At 67.3% G+C, this 26,561-nt stretch carries 26 protein-coding genes and 1 pseudogene; 4 read left to right on the plus strand and 23 right to left on the minus strand.

The annotated features are described in order from the left end of the window. Nucleotides 1-589 precede the first annotated feature (589 nt). Entirely contained in the window at nt 590-1,870 is a 1,281-nt protein-coding gene (murA, locus tag QR64_RS24495) for a UDP-N-acetylglucosamine 1-carboxyvinyltransferase (protein WP_019288974.1), read from the minus strand. A 58-nt stretch (nt 1,871-1,928) separates the two neighbouring features. Here murA and QR64_RS24500 point away from each other — a divergent pair, with 58 nt between their 5' ends. Beyond that, nucleotides 1,929-2,501, plus strand: coding sequence for a cob(I)yrinic acid a,c-diamide adenosyltransferase (locus QR64_RS24500; RefSeq protein WP_019288973.1), 573 nt, complete (start codon nt 1,929-1,931; stop codon nt 2,499-2,501). Nucleotides 2,502-2,511: 10 nt separating this feature from the next. On the opposite strand, the gene QR64_RS24505 is transcribed toward QR64_RS24500, so the two are convergent. The 13 genes from QR64_RS24505 to prmC form a co-directional block, all read right to left on the minus strand. Then, entirely contained in the window at nt 2,512-2,910 is a 399-nt protein-coding gene (locus QR64_RS24505) for a DUF2550 domain-containing protein (protein ID WP_371683106.1), read from the minus strand. Nucleotides 2,911-2,985: 75 nt separating this feature from the next. Next, a complete protein-coding gene (locus QR64_RS24510; protein ID WP_006552597.1) occupies nt 2,986-3,354 on the minus strand; it encodes a F0F1 ATP synthase subunit epsilon in 369 nt (122 codons plus the stop codon). Between the two features lie 6 nt (nt 3,355-3,360). Continuing rightward, nucleotides 3,361-4,809 carry a F0F1 ATP synthase subunit beta gene (atpD, locus tag QR64_RS24515; RefSeq protein ID WP_016692470.1) on the minus strand — a complete coding sequence of 483 codons (1,449 nt, stop codon included), beginning with the start codon at nt 4,807-4,809 and terminating at the stop codon, nt 3,361-3,363. A 6-nt stretch (nt 4,810-4,815) separates the two neighbouring features. Further along, the gene (locus QR64_RS24520) at nt 4,816-5,799 is read right to left on the minus strand and encodes a F0F1 ATP synthase subunit gamma (protein ID WP_006552595.1); all 984 of its coding nucleotides are present in this window, start codon (nt 5,797-5,799) and stop codon (nt 4,816-4,818) included. Between the two features lie 48 nt (nt 5,800-5,847). Further along, the gene (gene atpA, locus QR64_RS24525) at nt 5,848-7,491 is read right to left on the minus strand and encodes a F0F1 ATP synthase subunit alpha (protein WP_039587731.1); all 1,644 of its coding nucleotides are present in this window, start codon (nt 7,489-7,491) and stop codon (nt 5,848-5,850) included. Nucleotides 7,492-7,551: 60 nt separating this feature from the next. Beyond that, a complete protein-coding gene (locus tag QR64_RS24530) occupies nt 7,552-8,367 on the minus strand; it encodes a F0F1 ATP synthase subunit delta (RefSeq protein WP_039587789.1) in 816 nt (271 codons plus the stop codon). 5 nt (nt 8,368-8,372) lie between these two features. Next, nucleotides 8,373-8,936 carry a F0F1 ATP synthase subunit B gene (locus QR64_RS24535; RefSeq protein WP_006552592.1) on the minus strand — a complete coding sequence of 188 codons (564 nt, stop codon included), beginning with the start codon at nt 8,934-8,936 and terminating at the stop codon, nt 8,373-8,375. A gap of 13 nt (nt 8,937-8,949) precedes the next feature. Then, nucleotides 8,950-9,198, minus strand: a complete 249-nt coding sequence (locus QR64_RS24540; protein WP_006552591.1) for an ATP synthase F0 subunit C — start codon at nt 9,196-9,198, stop codon at nt 8,950-8,952. 90 nt (nt 9,199-9,288) lie between these two features. Beyond that, nucleotides 9,289-9,987: a F0F1 ATP synthase subunit A gene (gene atpB / locus QR64_RS24545; RefSeq protein ID WP_006552590.1), complete on the minus strand. Its 699-nt coding sequence runs from the start codon at nt 9,985-9,987 to the stop codon at nt 9,289-9,291. Nucleotides 9,988-10,396: 409 nt separating this feature from the next. After that, nucleotides 10,397-10,876 carry a hypothetical protein gene (locus QR64_RS24550; RefSeq protein ID WP_006552589.1) on the minus strand — a complete coding sequence of 160 codons (480 nt, stop codon included), beginning with the start codon at nt 10,874-10,876 and terminating at the stop codon, nt 10,397-10,399. A gap of 11 nt (nt 10,877-10,887) precedes the next feature. Beyond that, entirely contained in the window at nt 10,888-12,093 is a 1,206-nt protein-coding gene (locus QR64_RS24555; RefSeq protein ID WP_006552588.1) for an MraY family glycosyltransferase, read from the minus strand. 19 nt (nt 12,094-12,112) lie between these two features. Then, nucleotides 12,113-12,775 (minus strand): L-threonylcarbamoyladenylate synthase, encoded by a 663-nt coding sequence (locus QR64_RS24560; RefSeq protein ID WP_024103704.1) that lies wholly within the window; start codon nt 12,773-12,775, stop codon nt 12,113-12,115. Between the two features lie 51 nt (nt 12,776-12,826). Beyond that, a complete protein-coding gene (prmC, locus tag QR64_RS24565) occupies nt 12,827-13,750 on the minus strand; it encodes a peptide chain release factor N(5)-glutamine methyltransferase (protein WP_006552586.1) in 924 nt (307 codons plus the stop codon). A 184-nt stretch (nt 13,751-13,934) separates the two neighbouring features. Between prmC and QR64_RS24570 the strand changes: the two genes are divergently transcribed. After that, nucleotides 13,935-14,408, plus strand: coding sequence for a hypothetical protein (locus tag QR64_RS24570; RefSeq protein ID WP_019288967.1), 474 nt, complete (start codon nt 13,935-13,937; stop codon nt 14,406-14,408). 27 nt (nt 14,409-14,435) lie between these two features. Here QR64_RS24570 and prfA read toward each other — a convergent pair whose 3' ends face one another. From prfA to argS, 9 genes and pseudogenes are all read right to left on the minus strand, one after another. After that, on the minus strand, nt 14,436-15,515 hold the full coding sequence (prfA, locus tag QR64_RS24575) for a peptide chain release factor 1 (protein WP_006552584.1): 1,080 nt from the start codon (nt 15,513-15,515) through the stop codon (nt 14,436-14,438). Nucleotides 15,516-15,602: 87 nt separating this feature from the next. Beyond that, nucleotides 15,603-15,836 carry a 50S ribosomal protein L31 gene (rpmE, locus tag QR64_RS24580; protein ID WP_006552583.1) on the minus strand — a complete coding sequence of 78 codons (234 nt, stop codon included), beginning with the start codon at nt 15,834-15,836 and terminating at the stop codon, nt 15,603-15,605. Between the two features lie 122 nt (nt 15,837-15,958). Then, complete coding sequence (gene rho / locus QR64_RS24585; RefSeq protein WP_084222405.1) at nt 15,959-18,025, minus strand: transcription termination factor Rho; 2,067 nt, start codon at nt 18,023-18,025, stop codon at nt 15,959-15,961. A gap of 391 nt (nt 18,026-18,416) precedes the next feature. Next, entirely contained in the window at nt 18,417-19,346 is a 930-nt protein-coding gene (thrB, locus tag QR64_RS24590) for a homoserine kinase (RefSeq protein ID WP_033097981.1), read from the minus strand. Nucleotides 19,347-19,383: 37 nt separating this feature from the next. Beyond that, complete coding sequence (gene thrC, locus QR64_RS24595) at nt 19,384-20,475, minus strand: threonine synthase (protein ID WP_006552580.1); 1,092 nt, start codon at nt 20,473-20,475, stop codon at nt 19,384-19,386. Further along, the coding region (locus tag QR64_RS28510; protein WP_235367327.1) for a homoserine dehydrogenase at nt 20,472-21,225 on the minus strand (754 nt) is incomplete at its 5' end. The genes thrC and QR64_RS28510, both read right to left, overlap by 4 nt. A 1-nt stretch (nt 21,226) precedes the next feature. Then, nucleotides 21,227-21,719: pseudogene (locus tag QR64_RS28515) on the minus strand (homoserine dehydrogenase); the annotation flags it as partial. 38 nt (nt 21,720-21,757) lie between these two features. Then, on the minus strand, nt 21,758-23,179 hold the full coding sequence (gene lysA / locus QR64_RS24605) for a diaminopimelate decarboxylase (protein WP_039587736.1): 1,422 nt from the start codon (nt 23,177-23,179) through the stop codon (nt 21,758-21,760). Continuing rightward, nucleotides 23,176-24,828, minus strand: a complete 1,653-nt coding sequence (gene argS / locus QR64_RS24610; protein WP_006552577.1) for an arginine--tRNA ligase — start codon at nt 24,826-24,828, stop codon at nt 23,176-23,178. The genes lysA and argS overlap by 4 nt, the downstream gene beginning before the upstream one ends. Before the next feature lie 155 nt (nt 24,829-24,983). Here argS and QR64_RS24615 point away from each other — a divergent pair, with 155 nt between their 5' ends. Together QR64_RS24615 and QR64_RS24620 are read left to right on the plus strand one after the other, a co-directional pair. Further along, entirely contained in the window at nt 24,984-25,805 is an 822-nt protein-coding gene (locus tag QR64_RS24615; RefSeq protein ID WP_039587737.1) for a DUF3105 domain-containing protein, read from the plus strand. A gap of 2 nt (nt 25,806-25,807) precedes the next feature. Beyond that, a complete protein-coding gene (locus QR64_RS24620; RefSeq protein ID WP_033097983.1) occupies nt 25,808-26,515 on the plus strand; it encodes a DUF305 domain-containing protein in 708 nt (235 codons plus the stop codon). The last annotated feature ends 46 nt before the right edge of the window (nt 26,516-26,561 follow it).

Genomic DNA, 26,561 nt, shown 5'->3' on the forward strand with positions numbered 1-26,561 from the left:
TCCTGAGCCAGGATCAAACTCTCCGTTGAAGACTCACAATCACCCCCAAAAAAGGGGTAATCAGTCAAAGACAAAAGAGTCAAATCACTAGCAAAAAAACTCAAACTAGCTCAAACACTGATCATCCCAGACGGAAGAATGAGACGATCAGCAACAACCACCCACAAAAAGTGAAGTGGTCGCACCAAATATTATTTGGCACTGACATTCATCGGCACACTGTTGAGTTCTCAAAGAACACGCACACACCATGGATCCCGAACCTTCCGGTTCGTTCACTCCGGGGTGACTGTTCATCAGGAGGTCTCTTCGACCTCCGGGGCCACCGACCTTACCAGAAGAATCGGGGGCTCGTAACCAAGTTCAGGCGCCTTCGTCCAACCTCGTTGTCCCGTTCCTCTCGGCCCGGGTCGGTGTCCGTGTCGCTCTGACCTGGAATAAGTTACGCGAGGATCAACTGCCTGCCAAATCGCCTGGTCAGAGGGGGTAAGCCTCGAGGAAAGCCCAGGTGGATGTCCGTGAAAGGCGCCGACCGCACCGAAATCGCTTCCGGTGACGCCGGACACAGGCCACGATCAAGGGTTTCTCCCTAGTGCGACAGGAGCCGGCCTTCTTCGACACCCACCCGCTCGATGGTTCCGCCGAGCTCCTGGAGGATCTCGACGAACCGCGGATAACCACGATCGATGTGGTAGACGTCGTGCACTTCCGTGACCCCGTCCGCACACAGGCCGGCGAGCACCAGACCTGCGCCCGCACGAATGTCCGATGCCCACACGGGAGCACTCGACAACTGCTCCACTCCCCGCACGACCGCGTGGTGGCCGTCGGTGCGGGCGTCCGCTCCGAGACGCACCATCTCCTCGACGAACCGGAACCGTGCTTCGAAGACGTTCTCGGTGATCATCGACGTCCCGTCGGCGATGGCCGCGAGACCGATGGCCATGGGCTGCAGGTCGGTGGGGAATCCCGGATACGGCAGCGTCGCGAAGTTGACGGCACGGGGCCGCTCCTTCTGCACGACGTGGAATCCGTCTGCCAACGGCATGACTTCGGCGCCGGCACTGCGCAACTTGTCCAGCACCAACGCGAGATGCTTCGGATTGACGCCACGGACGGCGATATCGCCCCGCGTCATCACAGCTGCGATCCCCCACGTCGCCGCAACGATCCGGTCGCCGATGCACCGGTGCTCGGTGGGACGGAGGGACGAGACTCCCGAGACCCGCAGCGTCGTACTGCCCGCACCGGTGATCCGTGCCCCCATGCGGACGAGCATGTTGCACAGGTCGACGATCTCGGGTTCGCGGGCCGCGTTGTCGATGGTCGTGTCCCCCTTGGCGAGGACCGCGGCCATGAGGATGTTCTCTGTCGCTCCCACCGAAGGGAACGCCAGACGGATGGTGGCACCGTGCAGATCGTCCGCTTCCGCGACGACGCATCCGTGCTCGATCGACGAATGGGCGCCGAGCAGTCGCAGACCCGCCTGGTGCATGTCGAGCGGACGGGAGCCGATGGCGTCGCCGCCGGGCAGCGCCACGATCGCCTTGCGGCAGCGTGCAACCAGCGGGCCGAGTACGCAGACCGACGCCCGGAACTGCCGCACTGCCGCGAAGTCGGCGCGGTACTCGGGTTCGGCAGGCGTCGTGATGCGTACGGCGTCGCCTTCGAGTTCGACCTCGCAGCCGAGTCCACGCAGGACGTCGGCCATCAGGGGCACGTCGAGGATGTCGGGGCAGTTGGTGATCGTGGTGGTGCCCTCGGCGAGCAGCGCCGCAGCCATCAACTTGAGGACGCTGTTCTTGGCACCCCCGACGACGACGTCGCCGGAAAGGCGGTTCCCACCTGTGACAAGAAAGCGTTCACTCACAACGACACAGCGTAACGGGCGTGTCCGCGGGAAGAGCAGAGCCGGTACCGTGACGCGCATGGCAGTCCACCTGACACGGATCTATACGCGCACCGGAGACGACGGAACAACGGGGCTCAGCGACTTCTCGCGCGTCTCGAAGAACGATCCTCGTCTGGTCGCCTACGCCGATTGCGACGAGACCAACGCGGCGATCGGTGTGGCCCTCGCACTGGGAGCGCTCCCGGAACGGCTCGTCCCGGTACTCCGACAGATTCAGAACGATCTCTTCGATGCCGGCGCGGATCTGTCGACGCCCGTGGTCGAGAACCCGAAGTACCCGCCGCTGCGGATCACCCAGCAGTACATCGACCGGCTCGAGGGCTGGTGCGACGAATTCAACGAGGAGCTGGAACCGCTCAACTCGTTCATTCTTCCCGGCGGCACGCCGGGGGCGGCTCTGTTGCACACCGCCAGGACGGTGGCACGACGTGCGGAACGGTCGGCGTGGGCGGCGGTGGACGCGGCTCCGGACGACACGAACGTCCTGCCCGCGAAGTACCTGAACCGGCTCTCGGATCTGCTGTTCATCCTGGGCCGGATCGCGAACCCGGACGGCGACGTGCTGTGGAAGCCGGGAGCGGGCGCGTGAGGAAGTCCCTCTAGAGGGGGCGGCGGCGCTGCGACCGGCCGTCGGGCCTGGATTCGACCCAGGACATGAAGGCCATCAAAGCGCCGCTGTCGAGCGCGATCTCGTACGAGTCGTCGCGGTCGATCACATCGAGGATCACGATGTCCTCGGTCATGATGTCGAATTCACTGCCTTCCGGCTTCCGTCGCGAACGCACATCGATGCCCTGACGGGTCAGTCGTACGTCGGGTCCGGGCCGAAGGCTCGAAAGCTTGTAGAACGCGAGTGTCTCGTCGCCGTACCGAACGATTCCGTGCCTCCAGCCGGAACCCTCGTTCTGAGGCATCACTCGCAGAATGGCGGCGGTACCCCCGCCGCGCAGGGCAAAGAGGCGGTACAACAAAGCCGCGACGGAGACCGCGAGCAGCACCACAAGGATACTGAGAATCAGAAATCCAGGTGACACTGCTCGTCGGCTCCGTCGCGGCTTCTCGTTGTTCGACGATCAGGCTCGTTCGACAGCCCGCAGGCGGCCGCGGGCCGCTGCGATCTCCGACTCGTCACGATCTGCATCGTTCAGAGTCGACTTGGCTGCCTCGACGTCGATGTCCTCCACGCGGTCGGCGGCTTCGGCGAGCACCGTCACCGTCGTCGCGGTCACCGAGAGGAATCCGCCATGGACGGCCATGACGATCCGCTCACCGTCCGCGGTCCTGACGGACACGACGCCACCCTCGACGAGCTGGCCGAGCACGGGCTCGTGACCGGGCATGATGCCGATCTCGCCCTCGGTGGTCTGGGCGGTGACGAGAGTCGCCGATCCGGACCACACACGCTCCTCGACGGCAACGATGTCCACGCTCATCTCAGCCACGGTGGCCTACTTTCCGGCGATCTTCTTGGCTGCAGCCTCGACGTCGTCGAGTCCACCGCAGCTGTTGAACGCCTGCTCGGGCAGGTGGTCGAACTCGCCCTTGCACACGCGGTCGAAGGCCTCGATGGTGTCGGCGAGCGGCACGACCGAACCCGGCTGACCCGTGAACTTCTCGGCGACGATGAAGTTCTGGCCGAGGAACTTCTGGAGACGACGGGCACGGGCGACCGTGACCTTGTCTTCTTCGGAGAGCTCGTCCATACCGAGGATGGCGATGATGTCCTGCAGTTCCTTGTACTTCTGCAGGATGCGCTTGACCTCGTTGGCCACCCGGAAGTGGTCGGCACCGACGATGCCCGGCTCGAGGATTCGCGAGGTCGACGTCAGCGGGTCCACAGCGGGGTAGATACCCATCTGCGAGATCGGACGCGAGAGCTCGGTGGTCGCATCGAGGTGAGCGAACGTCGTGGCCGGCGCGGGGTCGGTGTAGTCGTCGGCGGGCACGTAGATCGCCTGCAGCGAGGTGATCGAGCGGCCACGCGTCGAGGTGATGCGCTCCTGGAGCTCACCCATCTCGTCCGCGAGCGTGGGCTGGTAACCCACGGCCGACGGCATACGGCCGAGGAGGGTCGAAACCTCCGAGCCGGCCTGCGTGAAGCGGAAGATGTTGTCGATGAACAGGAGCACGTCCTGTCCCTGGACGTCGCGGAAGTACTCCGCCATCGTCAGGGCCGACAGGGCGACGCGCATACGCGTGCCCGGCGGCTCGTCCATCTGGCCGAAGACGAGGGCGGTGTCCTGGAGGACGCCCATCTCTTCCATCTCGAGGTGGAGGTCGGTGCCCTCACGGGTGCGCTCACCGACGCCGGCGAACACCGACGTACCGGAGAACTCACGCGCGATACGGGTGATCATCTCCTGGATCAGAACGGTCTTGCCGACACCGGCACCACCGAACAGACCGATCTTGCCGCCCTTCACGTACGGGGTCAGCAGGTCGATGACCTTGATGCCGGTCTCGAGGATCTCGGTCTTGCCCTCGAGCTGGTCGAAGGCCGGGGGCTTGCGGTGGATGCCCCACTGCTCGCCGTCGCGTCCGGTGCCCGGCGCGTCGAGGCAGTCGCCCAGCGCGTTGAACACGTGGCCCTTGACGACGTCGCCGACGGGAACCGAGATCGGCTTGCCGGTGTCGCTGACGGGGGCGCCACGCACCAGGCCGTCGGTGGGCTGCATCGAGATCGTGCGGACCAGGTTGTCACCCAGGTGCTGCGCGACTTCGAGGGTCAGGGTCTTCGCCACGGACGGCAGAGTGACCTCTGCGTGCAGGGCGTTGAACAGCTCGGGCACGGCGCCACGCGGGAATTCCACGTCGACGACGGCGCCGATGACGCGGACGACGCGCCCGGCAAGGGCCGACGCCGCACCGGCGTTGTTGTCGGTTACTGCTGCGGTCATTGTGGTTCAGTCACTTCCTGCACTCGAGGCGAGCGCACCGGCACCGCCGACGATCTCGCTGATTTCCTGGGTGATCTGGGCCTGCCGGGCCTGGTTCGCCTGACGGCTGAGGGTGTTCACCAATTCCGTGGCATTGTCCGTCGCGGCCTTCATGGCGGTACGACGGGCTGCCGACTCGGAGGCCGCCGCGTCCAGCAGCGACGCGTAGATGCGCGTGCTGATGTACTTCGGCAGGAGAGCCTCGAGCAGAACTCCGGCCTCCGGCTCGAAGTTGTACACGGCCTGCGGTCCCTCGTTGTCCGTGGCGCGGCGTCCGTCGGTGAGCATGTCCTCGCCGAGGTCGATCTCGTCCTCGGTGATGCTCACTTCGAGCGGAGCCATTCTGCGAACCTGGGGGGTCTGGGTCAGCATCGACACGAAGCGGGTGTAGACGATGTGCAGTTCGTCGACGCCCTCGATGGTGCCCTCGCCGTTCGGTGCGGGCACCTCGGTGCCCGAACCCGCCATGAACAGCTCGACCAGGTGACGGCTCGCCTTCGCGGCGTCCGTGTAACGGGGGTCCTGCGAGAAGCCCGTCCAGGCAGCGGCCACTTCACGCTCACGGAACGTGTAGTAGCCGAGGCCCTTACCGCCCATCACGTACAGCACAGGCTCCTTGCCCTCGCTGAGGAGCAGCTGACGCAGCTCCTCGGCTTCCTTGAGGACGTTGGAGTTGTAACCGCCGGCCATACCGCGGTCGCTGGTCACGACCAGCACTGCGGCACGCTTGGGGTTCTCGCGCTCGTTGAGCAGGGGGTGATCCAACGAGGCCGACGCACTCGCCAGCTCGGAGAGCACCTTGGTGATCTCCTCGGCGTACGGCTTGGACGCTGCCACTCGGGCCTGGGCCTTCGTGATACGCGACGTCGCGATCAGTTCCTGCGCCTTGGTGATCTTCTTGGTCGAGTTGACCGACTTGATCCGCGAGCGCAGTTCGCGCAAGTTCGCCATTCGTCGATCACACTCCCTTCACTGGACGCTGGGTCATGGACTCCCCGCTCACTTGCGAACGGTGGTGCGCTTGACGGAGACCTGCTCCTGCTGGATCTCGTCGGCACCGAGGGCCTCGGCCTCTGCCTCGTTCACGACACGGCTGCCGTCGGAGGCGATGAAGCCCTCCTTGAACTTGGCGGTCGCGGCGCGGAGGTCCTCGATCGACTCGTCGGACAGGGCCTTGCCACCGGCGATCTGCTCGTAGACGCCTGCGGCGTTGCGGTGCAGATCCTCGAGCAGCTCGGTCTCGAAGCGACGCACGTCCTCGACCGGAACCGAGTCGAAGACACCTTCGCCGGCGAGGTAGATCGACACGATCTGGTCCTCGACTGCGATGGGCGCGTACTGGTCCTGCTTGAGGAGCTCGACGAGACGCTGACCGCGCTCGAGCTGAGCCTTCGACGCGGCGTCGAGGTCGGAGGCGAAGGCGGCGAAGCCTTCGAGCTCACGGAACTGCGCGAGCTCGAGACGCAGCGAACCGGAGACCTTCTTCATGCCCTTGGTCTGGGCGGCGCCACCGACTCGGGAAACCGAGATACCGACGTTGATGGCGGGGCGGACACCCTTGTTGAACAGGTCGGACTCGAGGAAGACCTGGCCGTCGGTGATGGAGATGACGTTGGTCGGGATGTAGGCCGACACGTCGTTCGCCTTGGTCTCGATGATCGGCAGGGCCGTCAGCGAGCCGCCACCGAGCTCGTCGGAGAGCTTGGCGGAGCGCTCCAGCAGACGCGAGTGCAGGTAGAAGACGTCGCCGGGGTATGCCTCGCGGCCCGGCGGACGACGCAGCAGCAGCGAGATGGCGCGGTAGGCCTCGGCCTGCTTGGTCAGGTCGTCGAACACGATGAGGACGTGCTTGCCCTGGTACATCCAGTGCTGGCCGAGGGCCGAACCGGTGTAGGGGGCGAGCCACTTGAAGCCGGCGGAGTCGGAGGCCGGAGCCGCGACGATGGTGGTGTACTCCATCGCGCCGTTCTCCTCGAGTGCCTGCTTGACACCCGCGATGGTCGAGCCCTTCTGGCCGATCGCGACGTAGATGCAGCGGACCTGCTGTTTCGGGTCGCCGGTCTCCCAGTTCGCCTTCTGATTCAGGATCGCGTCGATGCAGACGGCGGTCTTGCCCGTCTTGCGGTCGCCGATCACGAGCTGACGCTGGCCACGGCCGATCGGGGTCATCGCGTCGATGGCCTTGATGCCGGTCTGCAGCGGCTCCTCGACCGGCTGGCGCTCCAGCACGGTCGCGGCCTGCAGCTCGAGGGCGCGGGTCTCATCGGCTTCGATGTCGCCGAGGCCGTCGATCGGCTGACCGAGCGGGTTCACGACGCGACCGAGGAAGTTGTCGCTCACCGGCACCGACAGAACGTCGCCGGTCCGCTTGACTTCCTGGCCTTCCTCGATGGTCTGGAAGTCGCCCAGGATAACGGCACCGATCTCGGTGGCCTCGAGGTTGAGGGCCACGCCGAGGACGCCACCGGGGAACTCCAGCAGCTCGTTGGCCATCGCCGACGGCAGACCGCTGATGTGCGCGATGCCGTCACTGGTGTCGACGACCACGCCGACCTCCTCGCGGGAGGCCTCCGGGGAGTAGCTCGCGGTGTAATTGTCAATCGCGCTACGGATCTCGTCGGAGGAGATCGTCAGCTCCGCCATGTTCTTCCTGCTCTCGGTATCTGGTCTTCGAAAAGATCTATGTGTGTGTTCGGTAGTGGACTACGTGAGGCTCTTGCGCACTGCAGCGAGTCGACCCGCGGCACTACCGTCGATGACCTCGTCGCCCACCCGGACGACCAATCCACTGAGAAGCTCGGGATCGACCTCGACGTGAACCGTCACAGGCTTCCCGTAGATGCGGGTCAGGGTCGCGGTGAGCCGCTCCTCCTGCTTCGCATCGAGCGGTGCCGCGCTGCGGACGTGCGCGACGGCACGGTCCCGCTGGGCCGCGGCGAGCGCCGACAACTCGTCGAACGTCCCGGCCGGCGACTTGCTCAGCCGACCGACCGCGTGGACCGCCAGCGCCTCGGTGACTGCGGTGACCTTGCCGTACAGCAGGCGCGTCAGCAGATCACGCTTGGCCGAAGCCGGGGTGCTGCGATCCGAGAGCGTCTGCTCGAGCTCCGGGTCGCCTGCCACGATGCGACCGAGGCGGAACAGTTCGTCCTCGACGGTGTCGAGCTGGTCCTGGTCCGCTGCGGCCTTCAGCAGTGCCTCACGGCCGAGCTGGACGAGCGAGTCGGTCAGGTCGGACTGTGCCGACCAGTCCTGCCCCGCTGCGGCCTTGACGGTCGCGAGGGTCTGGGCCGAAACCTTGCCGCCGAAGACCTGCTCGGCCAGCCGCTCGCGAACGGCAGCCGGGGCCGAGGCGTCGGCCAGCGCGGTCCGGAGGGCGCGCTGGCTGTCGAGCGCCTCGACCACCGAGAAGAGTTCGGAACCGGCCTGAGCCGCAGCGGCAGTCGCGGCACCCGAGCCCAGGGCGGACTGCAACGCGGAACGCGTATGAGCGAGTGCCTCACGGCTTGCTGCGTACATGGTGCTCACTTTCCGGATGCAGAGTCAGCGCTGAGGGAGTCGAGTTCGTCGAGGAACCGATCGATCGAGCCGGCACGCTTCACGTCGTCCGCGAGCGCTTCGCCGAGGATCTTCTCGGCGAGATCCACGGAGCTGCGTCCGAGATCGCTACGCAGCTCGGCCACGATCTGCTGGCGCTGGGCCTGCAGCTGGTTGTGACCGGCGGCGACGATACGGTCGCTCTCCTCTTGGGCCTGCGCCTTCATGTCGGCGATGATCTGCTGGCCCTGTGCACGGGCCTCTTCACGGATCTGCGCCGCCTCGGTGCGAGCCTCGGCGAGCTGGCTACGGTACTGCTCGAGCGCGGCCGCAGCCTCCGCCTGAGCTTCCTCTGCCTTCTTGATGCCGCCTTCGATCAGCTCCGAACGCTCGTCGAGCACCTTCTGGAACATCGGAAGCACGAACTTCCAGAAGACGAATCCGACGAGGATCAGGGCGACCAGCGACCAGACGATGTCGTATGTCGCGGGGAGAAGGGGATTGGGAGTCTCCCCTTCCTCTGCCGCGAGGATCAGGATGCTGTCAGCCATTGTGATCGTCGGATCAGAAGATGAAGCCGGCGACGATGCCGATCAGCGCGAGGGCCTCGGTGAAGGCGATACCGAGGAACATCGTGGTGCGCAGCTGGCCGGCCATCTCGGGCTGACGAGCCATGCCCTCGATCGCCTTGCCGACGACGATGCCGATGCCGATGCCGGGGCCGATGGCGGCGAGGCCGTAGCCGATGGCGCCTGCACCCGAGATCGTGGTCTCCTGGGCGAGGACGTCTGCTGCCTGAAGCGCAACGCTCATTGGTGTTCCATTCCCTTTCTTGTGGCTCGGCCCCGGGAGTCGGCAACCGAGTCAGTCTTTGTGTAGATGTGGGTCGTGCCGTTCGTCGAGCTAGTGCTCTTCGGCGTGCAGGGCCAGGTCGATGTACACCGCGGTGAGCAGCGCGAAGATGTAGGCCTGCAGGACGATCACCAGGAGCTCGAAGAAGGTGAACGCGATTCCGCCGATGAGAGAACCGATGCCGAACACCTTCATGAAGCCGTCGGAATCGAAGAAGAAGAACTGCGTGGCACTGAAGAACAGCACGAGCATGATGTGACCGGCCAGCATGTTGGCCATGAGACGAATGGTCAGCGTGAACGGCCGCAGAATGAACGTCGAGACGAACTCGATCGGGATCACCAGCACGTGGAGAGCGGGCGGCAGGTTCGGGATGACGATGCTGCTCTTGACGTAGCGGAAGAATCCGTACTTCTTGATGCCCACATAGTTGAAGACGATGTAGGCGAGTGCCGCGAGCACGATCGGCATACCGATTCGTGCGTTGGACGAGATGTTGAGGAACGGGATGACCGATGTCAGGTTCAGACCGACCACCAGGAAGAAGATGGTGACGATCACCGGGAGGAACCGGCGTCCCTGTTCCTTACCGAGGATGTCCTCGGCGATGTGGATCCGGACGAAGTCGAGCATGATCTCGGCGACGTTCTGCACGCCCCGCGGCACGATCTTCGGACTCCGCAACGCGAAGAAGAAGAACAGCGCGACGATCAGGGCGACGGCGACGCGGATGAGCATCAACCGGTCCATCTCGAAGGGGGTTCCTTCGAACAGGACTGCCGGTGGGAAAAAATCAGCTAGTGACGGCGCGTGGAATTCTCCGGCTGCCAAGGTGGTGACGCTCAGCGCTCTCTCCCGTAGTCGGCCGCAGGCATGCCGTCTGCGGTTCGATCGGACATTGACGATCCAGAAGTCGACCAGGTCGGCTCGCGTATTCGCCAGTGGTCCGAACCGCGTGAACGGTCCCGCTTCCTGCCGGTGTCGGCGACTCTCGTCGACTCGGCGGCCATTTGAACACGACCGCCTACGAAGTCACAACTGCGCACCCTCTTCGAACCCGATGCGGGCAGCGTCACTCTCGTAGAACTCACCCTACCAACTGCTCTACGACAGTGCGTAGGTGGGTTCCTACGTGGGGGGTTATGGACAAGCGGTGCTACTACCGATCGTCGTTGTCGGATCCGGACGACGCCTGGGGATCGACGTACAGGGCACGTTGCGAGAGCACCCCGTAGGTCTCGGCTCCCAGAACGATGACCAGGGCGAACACGATGGTGAGGACGAGCGCGTTGCGGTTGTAGAAGTCGAGCGAGTCGAGCGAGCCCATCACGACGATGGCGAGGATCAGCTTCAGCAGCCAGGTGCCGAGAAGTACGGCTCCGGCGGTCATCGCCGGCATCTTCGACGTCAGGAGAACGCCGAGTGCGGTGAAGAGGATGAACCCTCCGCCGACGGCCGCTCCGATGAGTGCACCCCACAGACCGGGCATCCCGGCGACGAGCACCGAGATCACCGACGCCACGACGGCGAGCGCGAGAAGACCGAGGGCGCCGTACCGCACGGCCGCGCGCATCGGCGCGATCGGGTCGGGCAGCGAGGGCAGGCCGTGGTCGGGTTCGGGATGATCCGGGTTCGTCACGATATCCGAGCCTAACCGACCTCTCGGGAGTGCTCCGGCGGCGTCTCCCCCGACTCGTCGTGCCGCCGCAGCGACGGCACAGCGGTCACGACGAGGGCGAACACGAGACCGCCCGCGAGGATCAACACCACGGCCCGCCGGTCGAGCAGCGAGGAACCGACAGCCCCGAAGGCCAGGATTCCGACCCACAGGTAGAGCAGCAGCACCACGCGACGGTGCGAGTGCCCGATCTGCAGCAGGCGGTGGTGGAGGTGCATCTTGTCGGGGCTGAAGGGGCTGACGCCGGCCCGGGTGCGCCGCACGATCGCGAGGAGCAGGTCGAGGATCGGGATGAACATCACGGCACCGACCAGGATCAGCGGCGAGAGCAGACCGAGCAGGTCGCGCGAACCGTAGGCGCTGAGCGGGATGAGGCCCGAGGCGCTTGTGGAGATTGCGGCGAGCATGAGACCGATGAGCATGGACCCGGAGTCGCCCATGAAGATCTTGGCGGGCTGGAAGTTGTGCGGCAGGAAGCCGAGGCAGGCGCCGGCGAGGGCCGCGGCCATGAGGGCCGGCGGGTAGGCGGAGACGTCGCCGCCCTGATCGAGCAGCAGACCCACGGAGAACGCGCAGATCGCGAGTGCGGCGATGAGACCCAGTCCGGCCGCGAGTCCGTCGAGCCCGTCGACGAAGTTCATCGCGTTGATCGTCACCGCGGCGACGGCGACGGTGATGAGACCGCCCTGGAGCTGGTCGAGTACGAGTGTCGAGGCACTGAACGGGTCGTAGATGACGATCCAGCTCACGCCCATGATCACGAGCACGCCGGCCGCGGTGACCTGGCCGACGAACTTGGTGAGCGCGTCGAGTCCCCACCGGTCGTCGACGATGCCGACGACGACGATGATCGAGGCCGCAGCGAGCGCCGCCCCCATATCCGGGGTGAATTCGAAACCCCTTGTCAGAGCAGGTAATTGCTGAGCGAAGACGATTCCCGCGACGAGGCCGATGTACATGCCGACCCCACCCATCCGCGGGGTCGGGGTCACGTGCACGTCGCGGTCGCGGGGAACGGCGACCGCTCCGAACTTCAGCGCGAGGATCCGCACCACACCGGTCGCGAGGAAGGTCACCACCGCGGCGGTGAGCAGGACGAGGAGAAGCTCCCGGATGGGAACGCCGGCGCCGCGCCCGGCCTGGGCGAGCAGTACGGCGGTGGTGTCGGCTGCAGTCACGTGCTCCGTTCCTCCGCCGCTACTCCCCGCCGGACCGAAGGCGCTCGGGATCGTCACCGAGCACCTCCGCGAGTGCTTCGGCCGTCACCGCACCTTCGCGCAGGATGCGCGGGCGGTCGCCCGTGAGGTCGACGATCGTCGATGCGACCCCGTGCTCTGCCGGGCCACCGTCGAGATAGACACTCGCCGATGCTCCGAGTTGCTCGCGCGCCTCGGTGACGTTCGTGGCGGGGGGCCGACCGGAGACGTTGGCGCTGGAGACCGCGAGCGGACCGACCTCGCGCAGCAGTTCCAGGATGACGGGGTGCAGCGGCATGCGGAGCATGACGGTGCCGCGGGTGTCGCCGAGATCCCAGGCCAGGGACGGTGCCTGGTGCACCACGAGGCTGAGTCCGCCCGGCCAGAACGCGCGGATCAACTCCCGCGCCTCGGGACGCACCGAGGCGACGAGACCGTCGATGGTCGTCCAGGAGCCGACGAGGACCGGCACCGGCATGTCGCGGCCGCGCCCCTTCGCGCGCAGGAGCGCCGTTACGGCGTCGGAGTCGAAGGCGTCGGCAGCGATGCCGTACACCGTGTCGGTGGGTACGACGACGAGTCGTCCGGCCTTGAGTGCGCCGCGCGCCGCGTTGAGTCCGGCGGCGCGCGAAGCTTCGTTGTTGCAGTCGTACACGGTGCTCACGCGCTCATCCTTCCACTTCGGCCGCAATCGGCACCGGACGGGTCCTGCCCGTCAGCCGTCCGCCGCAGACCGTACCGACTTCATGCGGTCGGCCTCCACCGCCGTAGGAACACGGTGCGCGGTCACGAAGCGGGCCTTCCCGGCGAGGTCGGGGTGCCGCACGACGTCGCCGAACACCCGACGCTGCTCGAACAGTTCGGCGACCAGCAGGCTGTGCGTGTCGTCGTGCTCGACCGCTGCCGCTCCCCCGATCCGCAGCCACCGCGCAATGTTGGAAACCATGGGCCGGATGACGGACAGTCCGTCCGCTCCCCCGAAGAGCGCCGAGTGCGGATCGTGTTCGACCACCTCGGGTTCGAGGTCGGCTCCTTCCGGGATGTAGGGCGGGTTGGCGACCACCAGGTCGACACTGCCTTCGAGGTTGGTGAGCAGCATGCGGTCGGTGACATCGCCCTGGTACAGCCGGATCGGGGTGTCCCCTTCCTCCGCGCGGGTCTCGGCGTTCCGACGCGCCCAGGCGAGGGCCTTCGCTTCGAGTTCGACGGCGTGGACCTCGGCGTCGGGACGCGCATGCGCGATCGCCAGCGCCAGCGCGCCGGATCCGGTGCACAGGTCGAGGACGACCGGGTTGCGGCTGCCGTGGCGTTCGAGGAAGGCCAGCGCCCACCCGAGCAGCAGTTCCGTCTCGGGTCGCGGGACGAACACCCCCGGCCCCACTGCCAGGTCGATCTCCCCCATCGGCGAGGTGCCGGTGATGTACTGCAGAGGAATCCGCTTCGCCCGTTGTTCGACCATCGAGCGGTAGGCGTCGATGGTCGTCGCCTCGACGAGCGGGACCAGACCGAGTCGCCCGCGCTCGATGCCGAGCAGGTGCGCTGCGAGAAGTTCGGCGTCGACCCGGGGACTCGGGACTCCGGCTTCCTCGAGGACCGATGCCGCTTCGATGATGGCCAGGCGCAGAGGTTGACGGCTCACGCCTTACAGCGTGCCACGACCTCGTACCTGCACTACGCCGAGGTAGCCCTCGCATTGCACGCAGAACACCCGGACCGGACATCGAGGGTGTTTCCGACAACGTGATTGACGGCACGGCGGGATGGGCACCCGAACGAGGACCGATACCTTCCGGTCGGTTTCATCGACAGAAAGGGATTGCTCCATGAAGACGCGGACTGTGCGTGGAATCACCGTCCTTGCCGCTGCGGGTGCGACCGCCTTCGCGGCCCCTGCTCTCGCGAGTGCCGAGCCCATCGACTTCCAGCCGATCCCCATCGGATGCCCGGCGGGTATCGGCGTGGTCGACACGGAGACCGCTCTCGCCGAGGAGGACGCGGAGCCCGGCCAGATCGAGTACGAGATCGAGCAGGAGGGCAGCGGAGGAGGCCAGATCAGCTGGGTGAACCTGAGGACGCTGCAGCTGGGCGGTGGTGTCCTTCCGGACGCAATCGACGAGGAGGAACCTGCCGTCGCTCTCCAGACCGGTGACGGACTCGTCGTCAGCGCAGTCTGGGGTGCCCATCAGAACGCCGGCGGCGAGGGCTGCTTCCTGCTGCCGGGCGTCGATCTCACGAACGTTCCACCGGCGGCGGTCGAGGACGGCGAGGCCGGTCAGGACGACGACACTCCTGCCTGACCCCCTGGCGACGAGCCCGGTTCGCGGTTACTCCGCCGCGAGCCGGGCCTCTCTGTCTGCGGCGCCCAGGGCGTCGAGCAGTGCGTCGAGTTCGCCGTCGAGCACCGCGTCGAGGTTGTGGGACTTGAAGCCGATGCGGTGATCGGTGATCCGGTTCTCCGGGAAGTTGTAGGTGCGGATGCGCTCCGACCGGTCGACGGTCCGGACCTGGCTGGCGCGACCCGCTGACGCCTCGGCCTCGGCAGCTTCTTCGGCCGCTGCCTGCAGGCGCGCCGCGAGGACCTGCATCGCGCGGGCCTTGTTCTGCAGCTGCGAGCGTTCGTTCTGGCAGGTCACCACGATGCCGGTGGGAAGGTGCGTGATGCGCACGGCAGAGTCGGTGGTGTTGACACCCTGACCACCCTTGCCGGACGACCGGTAGACGTCGATGCGCAGGTCGCTCTCGTCGATCTGCACCTGCTCGACCTCGTCGGGCTCGGGGTAGACGAAGACGCCGGCCGCGGAGGTGTGCACGCGTCCCTGCGACTCGGTGACGGGCACACGCTGGACGCGGTGCACGCCGCCCTCGAACTTCAGGCGGGACCACACGCCGTCGCGCACGTCGGTCCGCGACTTGATCGACAGCGTGACGTCCTTGTAGCCGCCGAGATCGGAGTAGGTGGCACCGAGGACCTCGACGCGCCAACCGGCACGTTCGGCGTAGCGCGTGTACATCCGGGTGAGATCGCCGGCGAACAGGGCGGATTCCTCGCCGCCCTCACCGGACTTGACCTCGAGGACCACGTCGTCGCTGTCGTGCGGGTCGCGCGGGGCGAGCAGGTCGGTGAGCGAGCGGTCGAGCTCGGCGACCTGCGCCTCGAGGTCGTCGACCTCGGATGCGAAAGTCGCGTCGTCGGCGGCGAGTTCGCGCGCCGCCTCGAGGTCCTCGCGGGCCTGCTTCAGAGCGTTGTAGGTCGACATCACGGGGGCGAGTTCGGCGAACCGCTTGCCCACCCGACGCGCTGCCGCAGGATCGTCGTGCAGCGACGGGTCGGACAGCTGCTGCTCCAGACCCGCGTGTTCGGCCAGGATGTCGTCGATGGCCGACGGCTTGGTCTGCCCCGCCATGAGTGTGCTCCGCTCTGATTTCGGTCTTGCAATGAAAAAGCCGACGCCCGGCCTGCACGAGGGCAGTACCGGGCGTCGGCGTGACAGCTAGCTGTCGGAAGCGGCCTTCTTCGGCGCACGCTTGCCGTAGCGAGCCTCGAAACGCGCGACGCGTCCACCGGTATCGAGGATCTTCTGCTTGCCGGTGTAGAACGGGTGGCAGTTGGAGCAGACTTCGACGTTGATACGTCCCGACTCCTTGGTGCTGCGCGTCTCGAACGTGTTACCGCAACCGCAGACGACGGTCGTCGTCACGTAGTTGGGGTGGATTCCTGCCTTCATGGTGTCCCTTTCATGGCCGCCGGGTCGCCTTCGCGGGTCGAAGACGTGAACCGGAGCCGGACTGAGCCTGCCGATTATGCCAAACGTAGGGCCCCGGGAGGAAATTCCCCGGGGCGCCGACGTCAGTCGTCGAGTGCCCCCGGTGCGGTCTTCGCCACATTCATGAGGAACTCGATGTTCGTCTTGGACTTCTTGAGCCGGTCGATGAGCAGATCGATCGCCTGGTGCGAATCGAGGCCCGAAAGCACGCGGCGGAGCTTGTGCACCACGGCGAACTCGTCGGGGCTCATGAGCAGCTCGTCCTTGCGGGTACCGGACGGGTTGACGTCGACCGCCGGGAACACGCGCCGCTCGGCGATCTTCCGGTCGAGCTTGAGCTCGGCGTTACCCGTGCCTTTGAACTCCTCGAAGATCACTGTGTCGCCGGTGGAACCGGTCTCGACCATCGCGGTGGCGATGATCGTGAGCGATCCGCCGTTCTCGATGTTGCGGGCGGCACCGAGGAAACGCTTCGGCGGGTACAGCGCGGTCGAGTCGACACCACCGGAGAGGATGCGTCCGGATGCCGGCGACGAGTTGTTGTACGCGCGGCCGAGACGGGTGATGGAGTCGAGGAGCACCACGACGTCCTGGCCCATCTCCACGAGACGTTTCGCACGCTCGATGGCGAGCTCGGCGACCGAGGTGTGATCCGACGGCGGCCGGTCGAAGGTCGAGGCGATGACCTCACCCTTCACCGAACGCTGCATGTCGGTGACCTCTTCGGGACGCTCGTCGACGAGCACGACCATCAGGTAGCACTCGGGGTTGTTGACGGCGATCGCGTTCGCGATGTCCTGGAGGACGGTGGTCTTACCGGCCTTCGGCGGCGACACGATGAGTGCACGTTGACCCTTACCGATCGGCATGACCAGGTCGATCACGCGCGTGGTGAGGATGTTCGGCTGGGTCTCGAGGCGCAGTCGCTGGTTGGGGTACAGCGGCGTGAGCTTGTTGAACTCGGGGCGGCGCTTGGCCGAGTCGACCTCGCGGCCGTTGACGGTGTCGAGACGAACCAGCGGGTTGAACTTCTGACGCTGGTTGCCTTGCTCGCCCTCACGGGGGACCCGCACGGCGCCGGTGATGGCGTCGCCGCGGCGCAGGCCGTTCTTGCGCACCATGTTCATCGACACGTACACGTCGTTCGGGCCGGCGAGGTAGCCGGAGGTGCGGACGAACGCGTAGTTGTCGAGGACGTCGAGGATGCCGGCGACCGGCTGCAGGACGTCGTCCTCGCGGATCTCGGGCTCGCGCGAGTCCGAACCGCTCTCGCCGCGGTCGCGTCCACGACGACGCTCACGGAAGCGACGACCCCGGCGACCGCGGCCACCTTCCTCGTCGTCTCCCCCACGGTTGTCCTGGCCCTGGCGCGGACCCTGGTTACCGCCGTCGCGATCGCCGGCGTCCTGGTTGCGGTCGCCCTGGTTACGGTCGCCCTGGTTACGGTCGCGGCGCGAGGAGCCGTCGCCGGAGTTACGGTCCTGGCCACGCTCGCGGTGCGAGTCGCGATCCTGGACCTTGTCGCGCTGCGAGTCGCGATCCTGGCGACCGTCCTCGGACGCGTCGGCACCCTCGGTCTGCTGGTTCTGGTCGGCGTTGTCGCCACCGCGGCGTCCGCGACGGCCACGGCCGCGGCGGTTACCGTCGGATTCGTTGTCGCCACTGGGGGTCTGGCCGCCCTGCAGCTTCTCCTGCGAGCTTTCTTCACCGTGCTTCACGTCGGCCTTCTGCTCGGCCGGTGCGGCGTCGGCCTTCTGCTCGGGCGCGGCGGTCTCGTCGGTGGCGGCACGGCCACGGCGACCGCGGGTGCCACGCGAGGGTGCTCCCTCGGGCTTGCCGGCAGTCTCGGGCTTCCCCGCCGTCTCGGTCTTCGCTGCCGCGTCGGTCTTCTCGGGGGCAGCGGTCTTCTCGGCTGCAGGCTGCTCAGCAGGTGCGGCGGCGCCGCCTCCCTGCTTCTCCTTGATCGCAGCGATGAGATCACCCTTGCGCATCCCGGAGGTGCCCTTGATTCCGAGCTCGGCGGCAAGAGTCCGCAACTCGGCAAGCACCATGCCCGAAAGGCCTGCTCCGCGGCGACCGCGCGTGGTCGTCCGGCTACCGGCCTCGGGAATGTCGAGAGCAGGTGTAGTGATCAGGTCCGTATCTGTCACGGAGATCCTTCCTTCCCTCGCTCGCTCATGCGCAGCAGAGGGTTCGTCCCGCAGATCAGTTCGTCCACTGAGCTGGGATTTGCCGTACGAGTTCAGGGAAAACGAACGGTCGGCACGTCCGCCACCACACCGAAATCCGGTAGGTGCGGTCTGTCCCCCTCCCGGATCCGGGAGCAGGTGAGGATCGATCCAGGCTCGACGCCCCGATGGAGCTGGAGTGATTACCCTGGAGAATCCGGCGACTGATACGCACGACGTGCGGACACCCCGCAGAATAGCGACGATCTGTACGTAGAGCAAGAATCGCCGTGCCGGATGGGACGTGTGTGTTGCACCACCCGTCGACCTCCATCCGGCACCATCCGTCGGTCCCCCAGCACTGCGCGTCTACTCAGTCGACCTGGACGCCCTCGGCGATCTCGAGTTCGAGCACCGTCAGTTCGTCGGCCTCGGCGGCGGCCCGCAGTTCGTCGGGCAGCGCGGAGGTCGTGAGCGCGAGCACGGTCGGCCCGGCACCCGAGACGACGGCGGGGATGCCCGCCTCGCGCAGTGCGGCCACCCATTTGGTGGTGAGCGGGAGTGCGGGTGCCCGCTGAGCCTGGTGGAGCAGATCCTGCGTTGCCGGCATCAGCAGCTCGGGCCGCTCGGTGAGCGCGACGACCGCGAGAGCCGCTCGGCTGACGTTGAACGCCGCGTCCCGATGTGGGACGAGTTCGGGCAGCAGGCCCCGGGTGTGGGCCGTCGACGAACGGACCGACGGGACGAAGGCGTACGCCTTGATGTCCGGGTGCACACGCAGGCTCACCGCGCGGTAGGTCCGCTGTTCGGAGTCGACTTCGACCTCGGTCCACGACACCACTGCCCCACCGAGGACGCTCGCGGAGGCGTTATCGGGATGGCCCTCGAACTCGGAGGCGAGCTGCACGAGCTGCTCGTCGTCGAGGACGCGCTCGGGAGCGATCTTGCGGACGAGCCCGTTGGCCGCTGCCAGCCCTCCCACCGCCGCCGAGGCGGAGGATCCCAGGCCACGCGAGTGCGGGATGACGTTGTGGCACACGACGTCCAGTCCGTCCGCCCACACACCGGCGGCCTCGAGTCCCCGCTCGACGGCACGGACCACGAGATGGGAGGGTCCCCACGGAACCTCCTGGGCGCCTTCCCCCTCCACCTTCACGTCGAGCCCGGAAGCCGTTGTCGTGACGGTGATCTCGTCGTACAGACCGAGGGCGAGACCCAGACAATCGAAGCCGGGACCGAGATTCGCGCTCGAAGCGGGAACCCGTGCCGTCACCGAAAGCCCCACGGGCAACGTCTGCGTCATGTCCTGATTCCCAACGGAGGAAGGCGTGGCGGTCAACTCAGGCCAACTCGAGCGCGGAGGCGACCGCGACCGGGTCGACCGGGATGGGCTCGACCACGGGCACGTCGCGCAGGGCCGTATCGGGGTCCTTGAGACCGTTGCCGGTCACGGTGCACACGACCTTCAGGCCCCGCTCGAGCCAGCCTTCCTTGCTCGCGGCGAGCAGACCTGCGATGGAGGCGGCCGAGGCCGGCTCGACGAAGATCGACTCGGACTTCGCGAGCAGCCGGTACGCCTCGAGGATCTCCTCGTCGGTCGCCGCACGGAATGCGCCGTTCGACTCCTCCTTGGCGGCCACCGCGCCGTTCCACGATGCGGGAGCGCCGATGCGGATGGCGGTCGCGATGGTCTCGGGATCCTTCACCGGATGGCCGAGGACGAGCGGCGCGGCACCAGCGGCCTGGACGCCGAGCATGCGCGGGCGGCGCGTGCTGAGGCCGTCGGCGGCGTACTCGCTGTAGCCCTTCCAGTAGGCGGTGATGTTGCCGGCATTGCCGACGGGCAGCACATGCACGTCGGGGGCGTCGCCGAGCGCGTCGACGATCTCGAAGGCGGCAGTCTTCTGGCCCTCGATACGCACCGGGTTCACGGAGTTGACCAGACCGATGGTGGAGAACTCCGCGGTGGTCTTGCGTGCCAGTTCCAGACAGTCGTCGAAGTTACCCTCGACCTGCACGATCTTCGCGCCGTGCATGACGGCCTGGGCGAGCTTGCCCATCGCGATCTTGCCCTGCGGGACGAGAACCGCGCAGCCGATGCCGGCGCGCGCGGCGTAGGCGGCGGCCGAGGCCGAGGTGTTGCCGGTGGACGCGCACAGCACCGCCTGCTTGCCGGTCGCGAGGGCCTCGGTGACCGCCATGGTCATACCGCGGTCCTTGAACGAGCCGGTGGGGTTGAGACCCTCGACCTTGACATGCACCTCGCAGCCGGTGATCTCCGACAGGCGCGGAGCCGGGAGCAGCGGCGTGCCACCCTCGCGCAGCGTGACCGTCTTCCAGTCGTCACCGATCGGCAGGCGCGAACGGTACGCCTCGATCAGGCCCGGCCACGGCGTGTGTACGGGGGTGGTGTTCTTCTCGGCCGCGCTCATTCGGCGGATCCCTCCAGTCTCAGGACGCTGGTCACAGCGATCACGGATTCGAGTTTGTCGAGCGCTGCGACGGTATCCGCCAGCGCACGGTCGGTGGCTTGATGGGTGAGTACCACCAGACGGGCAGCGTCGCCCGCGCCTTCCTGGCGGACCGCTGCGATGCTCACGCCCCGCGTGGCGAACTCGGCGGCAACCGCGGAGAGCACGCCGGCGCGGTCGGCGACCTTCAGATTGACGTAGTAGCGGGTGAGGATGTCACTCATGGGCGCGATTTCCAGCTGCGCGTACTTCGATTCACGCGGACCACGACCGCCCTGCACCCGATTGCGGGCGGCCATCACGAGATCGCCCATCACGGCGGAGGCGGTGGGGGCGCCACCGGCACCCTGGCCGTAGAACATGAGCCGACCCGAGGACTCCGCTTCGACGACGACGGCGTTGAACGCACCGTTGACCGAGGCCAGCGGGTGCTCGCGGGGCACGAGGGCCGGGTAGACCCGGGCGGACACGCGGTCCTTGCCGTCGACGGACGGGACGCGCTCGCACAGCGCGAGCAGCTTGATCGTGCAGTTGAGCGCGCGCGCCGAGGTGAGGTCGGCGGCGGTGATCGAGGAGATGCCCTCGCGGTAGACGTCGGCGGCCGTCACGCGGGTGTGGAAGGCGATCGACGCGAGGATCGCCGCCTTCGAGGCGGCGTCGAAGCCTTCGACGTCGGCGGTGGGATCGGCCTCGGCGTATCCGAGGCGGCCCNCCATGGCCGAGAGGATGTAGTTCGTGGTGCCGTTGACGATGCCGACGACCCGGTTGACCTTGTCGCCCGCGAGCGACTGGGTAAGCGGGCGGATCACCGGGATCGCGCCGGCCACGGACGCCTCGAAGTACAGGTCGACGTTGCGGGCCTCGGCCACCTCGGCCAGTTCGCCGGTGTAGGCGGCGAGCAGTGCCTTGTTGGCGGTGACGACGGACTTGCCGGCGTCGAGCGCCGTGCGCACGAGCTTGCGGGGCAGTTCGATGCCACCGATGAGCTCGACGACGATGTCGACGTCGTCGCGGCGGATCAGCGCCTCGGCGTTCGTCGTGACCAGTTCCGCGGGAAGACCCCGGTCGCGGGCGGCGTCGCGCACGGCGACGCCCCTCAGCTCGAGGGGGGCACCGATGCGCGCCTCGAGATCCGCGGCGTCCTCGCGGATGATCCGCGCGACCTCGGCACCGACCGTGCCATGTCCGAGAACCGCCACACCCACCGGACGCCGGCCCGAAGCATCGGTCGCCGTTACACTGGTCACTCCGAAACCTCCAAGTTGAGCAGATCTTCGAGGGTCTCGCGGCGCAGCAGAACGCGCGAGACGCCGTCCTTGACCGCCACGACGGCGGGGCGAGGAAGCAGGTTGTACCTGCTCGACATCGAGTAGCAGTATGCACCCGTCGCCGCGACCGCCAGTAAATCACCGGCTGCGACGTCTGCGGGCATCCAAGCGTCGCGGATGACGATGTCGCCGCTCTCGCAGTGCTTGCCGACGACGCGCGAGACCACCGGCTCGGCGTCGCTCACGCGGGAGACGAGGCGCGACTCGTACTCCGCCTGGTACAGCGATGTGCGGATGTTGTCGCTCATGCCGCCGTCGACGCTGATGTAGCGGCGGACGTGCCCGGAACCGACCTCGACGTCCTTGAGGGTTCCCACCTCGTAGAGCGTCACTGTGCCCGGTCCGGCGATGGCGCGGCCCGGTTCGACCGCGAGGGTCGGGGCCGGCAGCCCGGCGAGCGCGGACTCGGTGCGGACGATGTCGCCCAGCTTCGCCGCGAGGTCGGCGACCGGCGGCGGGTCGTCGCTCGGCACGTACGAGATGCCCAGACCACCGCCGAGATCGACGATGTTCATCTGCGAGGTCTTGTCGACACCGAACTCGGCGACGATGTCGCGCAGCAGGCCGATGACGCGGTGGGCGGCCAGTTCGAAGCCGTCGACATCGAAGATCTGCGAGCCGATGTGGCTGTGCAGGCCGACGAGGCGGAGATTGTCGGCCGCGAAGACGCGGCGCACGGCCTGCATGGCGTTGCCACCGGCGAGCGAGAGCCCGAACTTCTGGTCCTCGTGCGCGGTGGAGATGAACTCGTGGGTGTGGGCCTCGACGCCCACGGTCACGCGGATGAGCACGTCCTGGACGACACCGGCCTCACCGGCGACCGCGTCGAGCCGGTCGATTTCGGTGAGCGAGTCGAGCACGATGTGCCCGACCCCGGCGGTCACGGCGGCCTGCAGTTCGCGGACGGACTTGTTGTTGCCGTGCATCGCGATCTTCCCGGCAGGGAATCCGGCGTGCAGGGCCACGGCGAGCTCACCGCCGGACGCGACGTCGAGCGAGAGCCCTTCCTGATGAACCCACCGTGCGATCTCGCTGCACAGGAACGCCTTCGACGCGTAGTGCACCTTCGCCGACGGGCCGAAGGCCTCGGCGATCTCCCGGCAGCGGGAGCGGAAGTCGTCTTCGTCGACGACGAACAGCGGGGTGCCGTACTTCTCGGCGAGCTCGGTCACCGGGATACCGGCGATGCGCATGACGCCGTCCTCGCCGCGCGCGGCATTGCGGGGCCACACGTGCGGGGCCAGCGCGTTGAGCGCCGCGGTGTCGGCCGGGCGCTCGGGCAGGTTGGGGGCGTGCGGGATCTGGGCGTGACGCGGTCCCGCGGGGTGCGCGTTCACATCCGCTCCGGGGCGGTGACGCCGAGCAGGCCGAGGCCGTTGGCGAGGACCTGGCGTGCGGCCGCGCACAACGCGAGTCGCGCGGTGTGCAGCGGTCCGGCCTCCTCGTCGCCCTGCGGCAGGATCCGGCAGGCGTCGTAGAAGCGGTGGTAGGTGCCCGCGAGTTCCTCGAGATAGCGGGCGACGCGGTGCGGTTCGCGCAGTTCGGCCGCCTTTGCCAGCACCCGGGGGTACTCGCCGAGGGTGCGGATGAGGTCGCCCTCGCGCTCGTGGGTGAGTAGCGAGAAGTCGGCGCCCTCGGCGGTCAGGCCGAGATCGGCGGCGTTGCGCGCGATCGACGACAGTCGTGCGTGGGCGTACTGGACGTAGTAGACCGGGTTCTCGTTCGTGGTGCTCGCCCACAGCTCGAGGTCGATGTCGATGCTCTGGTCCACCGAGGAACGCACGAGCGAGTAGCGGGCGGCGTCGACGCCGATCGCCTCGACGAGGTCGTCGAGGGTGATCACGGTGCCGGCCCGCTTGCTCATCCTCACGGCCTCGCCGCCACGGACGAGGTTGACCATCTGGCCGATCATCACCTCGACGGTGTCGGGGTCGTCGCCGAACGCCGCCGCGGCGGCCTTCAGACGCGCGATGTAGCCGTGGTGGTCGGCACCGAGCATGTAGATGCACAGGTCGAAGCCGCGCGAGCGCTTGTCCTGGAAGTAGGCGATGTCGCCGGCGATGTAGGCGGCGTTGCCGTCGGACTTGATGACGACACGGTCCTTGTCGTCGCCGTAATCGGTGCTCTTGAGCCACCACGCGCCGTCGTCGAAGTACAGATTGCCCGACGCCTTCAGGGTCTCGACGGCCTTCTCGACGGCTCCGCTCTCGAAGAGGGAGTTCTCGTGGAAGTACACGTCGAAGTCGACGCCGAACTCGTGGAGGGTGCGCTTGATGTGCGCGAACATCAGGTCCACGCCGATCGAGCGGAACGTCTCGTGCCGCTCGTCCTCGGGGAGCTCGAGGGCGTCGGGGCGCTGCTCGAGCACGGAGGAGGCGATGTCGACGATGTACGCGCCGGCGTAGCCGTCCTCGGGGGCGGGCTGTCCGAGTGCGGAGGCGATGAGCGACCGGGTGAAGCGGTCGATCTGCGCGCCGTGGTCGTTGAAGTAGTACTCGCGGGTGACCTCGCCACCCTGGGCGGTGAGGATGCGTCCGAGCGCGTCGCCGACCGCGGCCCAGCGGGTGCCACCGAGGTGGATCGGGCCGGTGGGGTTGGCGGAGACGAACTCGAGGTTGATCCTCGTGTTCGCGAGGTCGCTGCCGGTGCCGTAGGCGGCGCCCTCGGCGAGCACCTTCGCCACGATCGCTCCCTGGGCGTCGGCGGCGAGCCGGATGTTGAGGAAGCCGGGGCCCGCGACCTCGGCGGAGTCGATGCCGTCGGCGGCGGTCAAGGCTTCGGCGAGCCAGGTGGCGAGTTCGCGGGGATTGACGCCGACCTTCTTCGCAACCTGCATCGCGACGTTGGTCGCGTAGTCGCCGTGCTCCGGATTGCGCGGGCGCTCGACGGTGAGGGTCTCGGGAAGAACGGACGCGTCGAGACCACGGTCGGTGAGGACACCGGCGGCGGTTCCGCGGAGCAGCTGAGCAAGGTCGGAGGGAGTCACAGGTGTCCATCCTATTGGCTGGTCGATCGCGGCGCCGACGCTCCCCCTACCGGCAGCTCCGGGCACCGCGCGAGAGCACGCCCGTAGAGTTGTGGGTGTTTGTGCGCCCGATGGGCGCGCGTCCGCCTGTCCACCCGTCGAAAGAGCACACAGCGATGCCCAGCGGTTCGGTTAGTGGCGGCTCCGGTAACAAGAAGACCGGAGCCAAGTCGTCGAAGGCCATTCAGGCCGCCAAGAAGAAGAGCGGCGGCGCTCGCGGGGTCCCCGCGCAGCGTCAGATCCCGTGGTTGACGATCGGCGGCGTGGCCCTGGTCGTCGTGCTGGTCGCCGTGATCGCTGTGAGCCTCATCCCGAAGTACCAGAACCAGCAGGAGATGTCGGCATGGACGCCGTCGGAGTCCAACCAGGACCCGTCGGACGACATCGAGGGCGTGCTGAAGATCGAGTACCCGGCCGGTGTGCACGTCGCGCCGGGCCAGCGCGTCGCGTACGACCAGTCGCCGCCCTTCGGTGGCCCCCACGACTCCGTCTGGGCGACCTGCACCGGCACGGTCTACGAGCAGCCGGTCCGGACCGAGAACATGGTCCACTCCCTCGAGCACGGCGCCGTGTGGGTGGCCTACAACCCCGATCTGCTCGACGACGCCGCGGTCGACACGCTCCGCGCGAAGGTCGACGGCCGCACCTACATGATGATGTCGCCGTATCCGGGACTCGACGCCCCGATCGCGCTCCAGTCGTGGGGTCACCAGCTCGAGGTCGACAGCGTCGACGACGAGCGCATCGACCAGTTCATCAGCGCGCTGCGCCTGAACCAGTACACCTACCCCGAGGTGGGTGCGAGCTGCTCGACGATCCCCGGTTCGTTCGATCCGGCGAACCCGCCGGCCTTCGACGCCTCCGAGCCCGGCCCCGACGCGGTGCCTATGAACGCGGAGACCGCCGGCGACATGCAGCAAGCACCGGCCGGGAGCTGACGATGAGCGAGACCTCCTCGGACATCTCCACCCCAGAGCGCGGTGGGCACAACCGGCTGCTGCTGGTGCTGCTCACCGTCGCCGCGGTCGCCGTCGGTTTCCTCGCGGGGTTCCTGTCCCGGATCCCCTTCGAGGACTCCGCGCAGGCGGCGCCGGAGGCCGGCTCGGTGGACGTCGGATTCGCGCAGGACATGATCGTGCACCACGACCAGGGCGTCGAGATGGCCGCCGTGGTGGTCTCCAATTCGGAGGACGATCGGATCCGCAACATCGCGTACGACATCCTCACCACCCAGCAGAACCAGATCGGTCAGATGCAGGGCTGGTTGTCGCTGTGGGGACAGCCGGCGCTGCCGACGGGCGAGTACATGGAGTGGATGACGGAGACGGGTCACGGGCACGGTGATCACGGCACGACCGCCGAGTCCGAGGATTCGGACGGCTCGCACCTGATGCCGGGTATGGCGACCTCCGAGGATCTCGCGAATCTCCGGGCCGCGCGCGGTCCCGAACTGGACGTGCTCTTCCTCCAGCTGATGCTGCGCCACCACGAGGGTGGTCTGCCGATGATGGAGTACGGCGAGCAGTACGCGAGCACCTCGGCGGTGCGCAATCTGGCGGGCACGATGGTCGCGACGCAGCAGGGCGAATCGGATCTGATGAGGTCGCTGCTCGCCGAGCGCGGCGCCGAACCGCTGCCCCTCAACTGAGTCTTCGCGCGGGCGAACCGCAACTTCGGGCCGAAAACCGGCCCTG

Origin of the sequence: Rhodococcus sp. Chr-9 (assembly GCF_000801125.1) — a bacterium.
Classification (GTDB): domain Bacteria; phylum Actinomycetota; class Actinomycetes; order Mycobacteriales; family Mycobacteriaceae; genus Rhodococcus; species Rhodococcus pyridinivorans.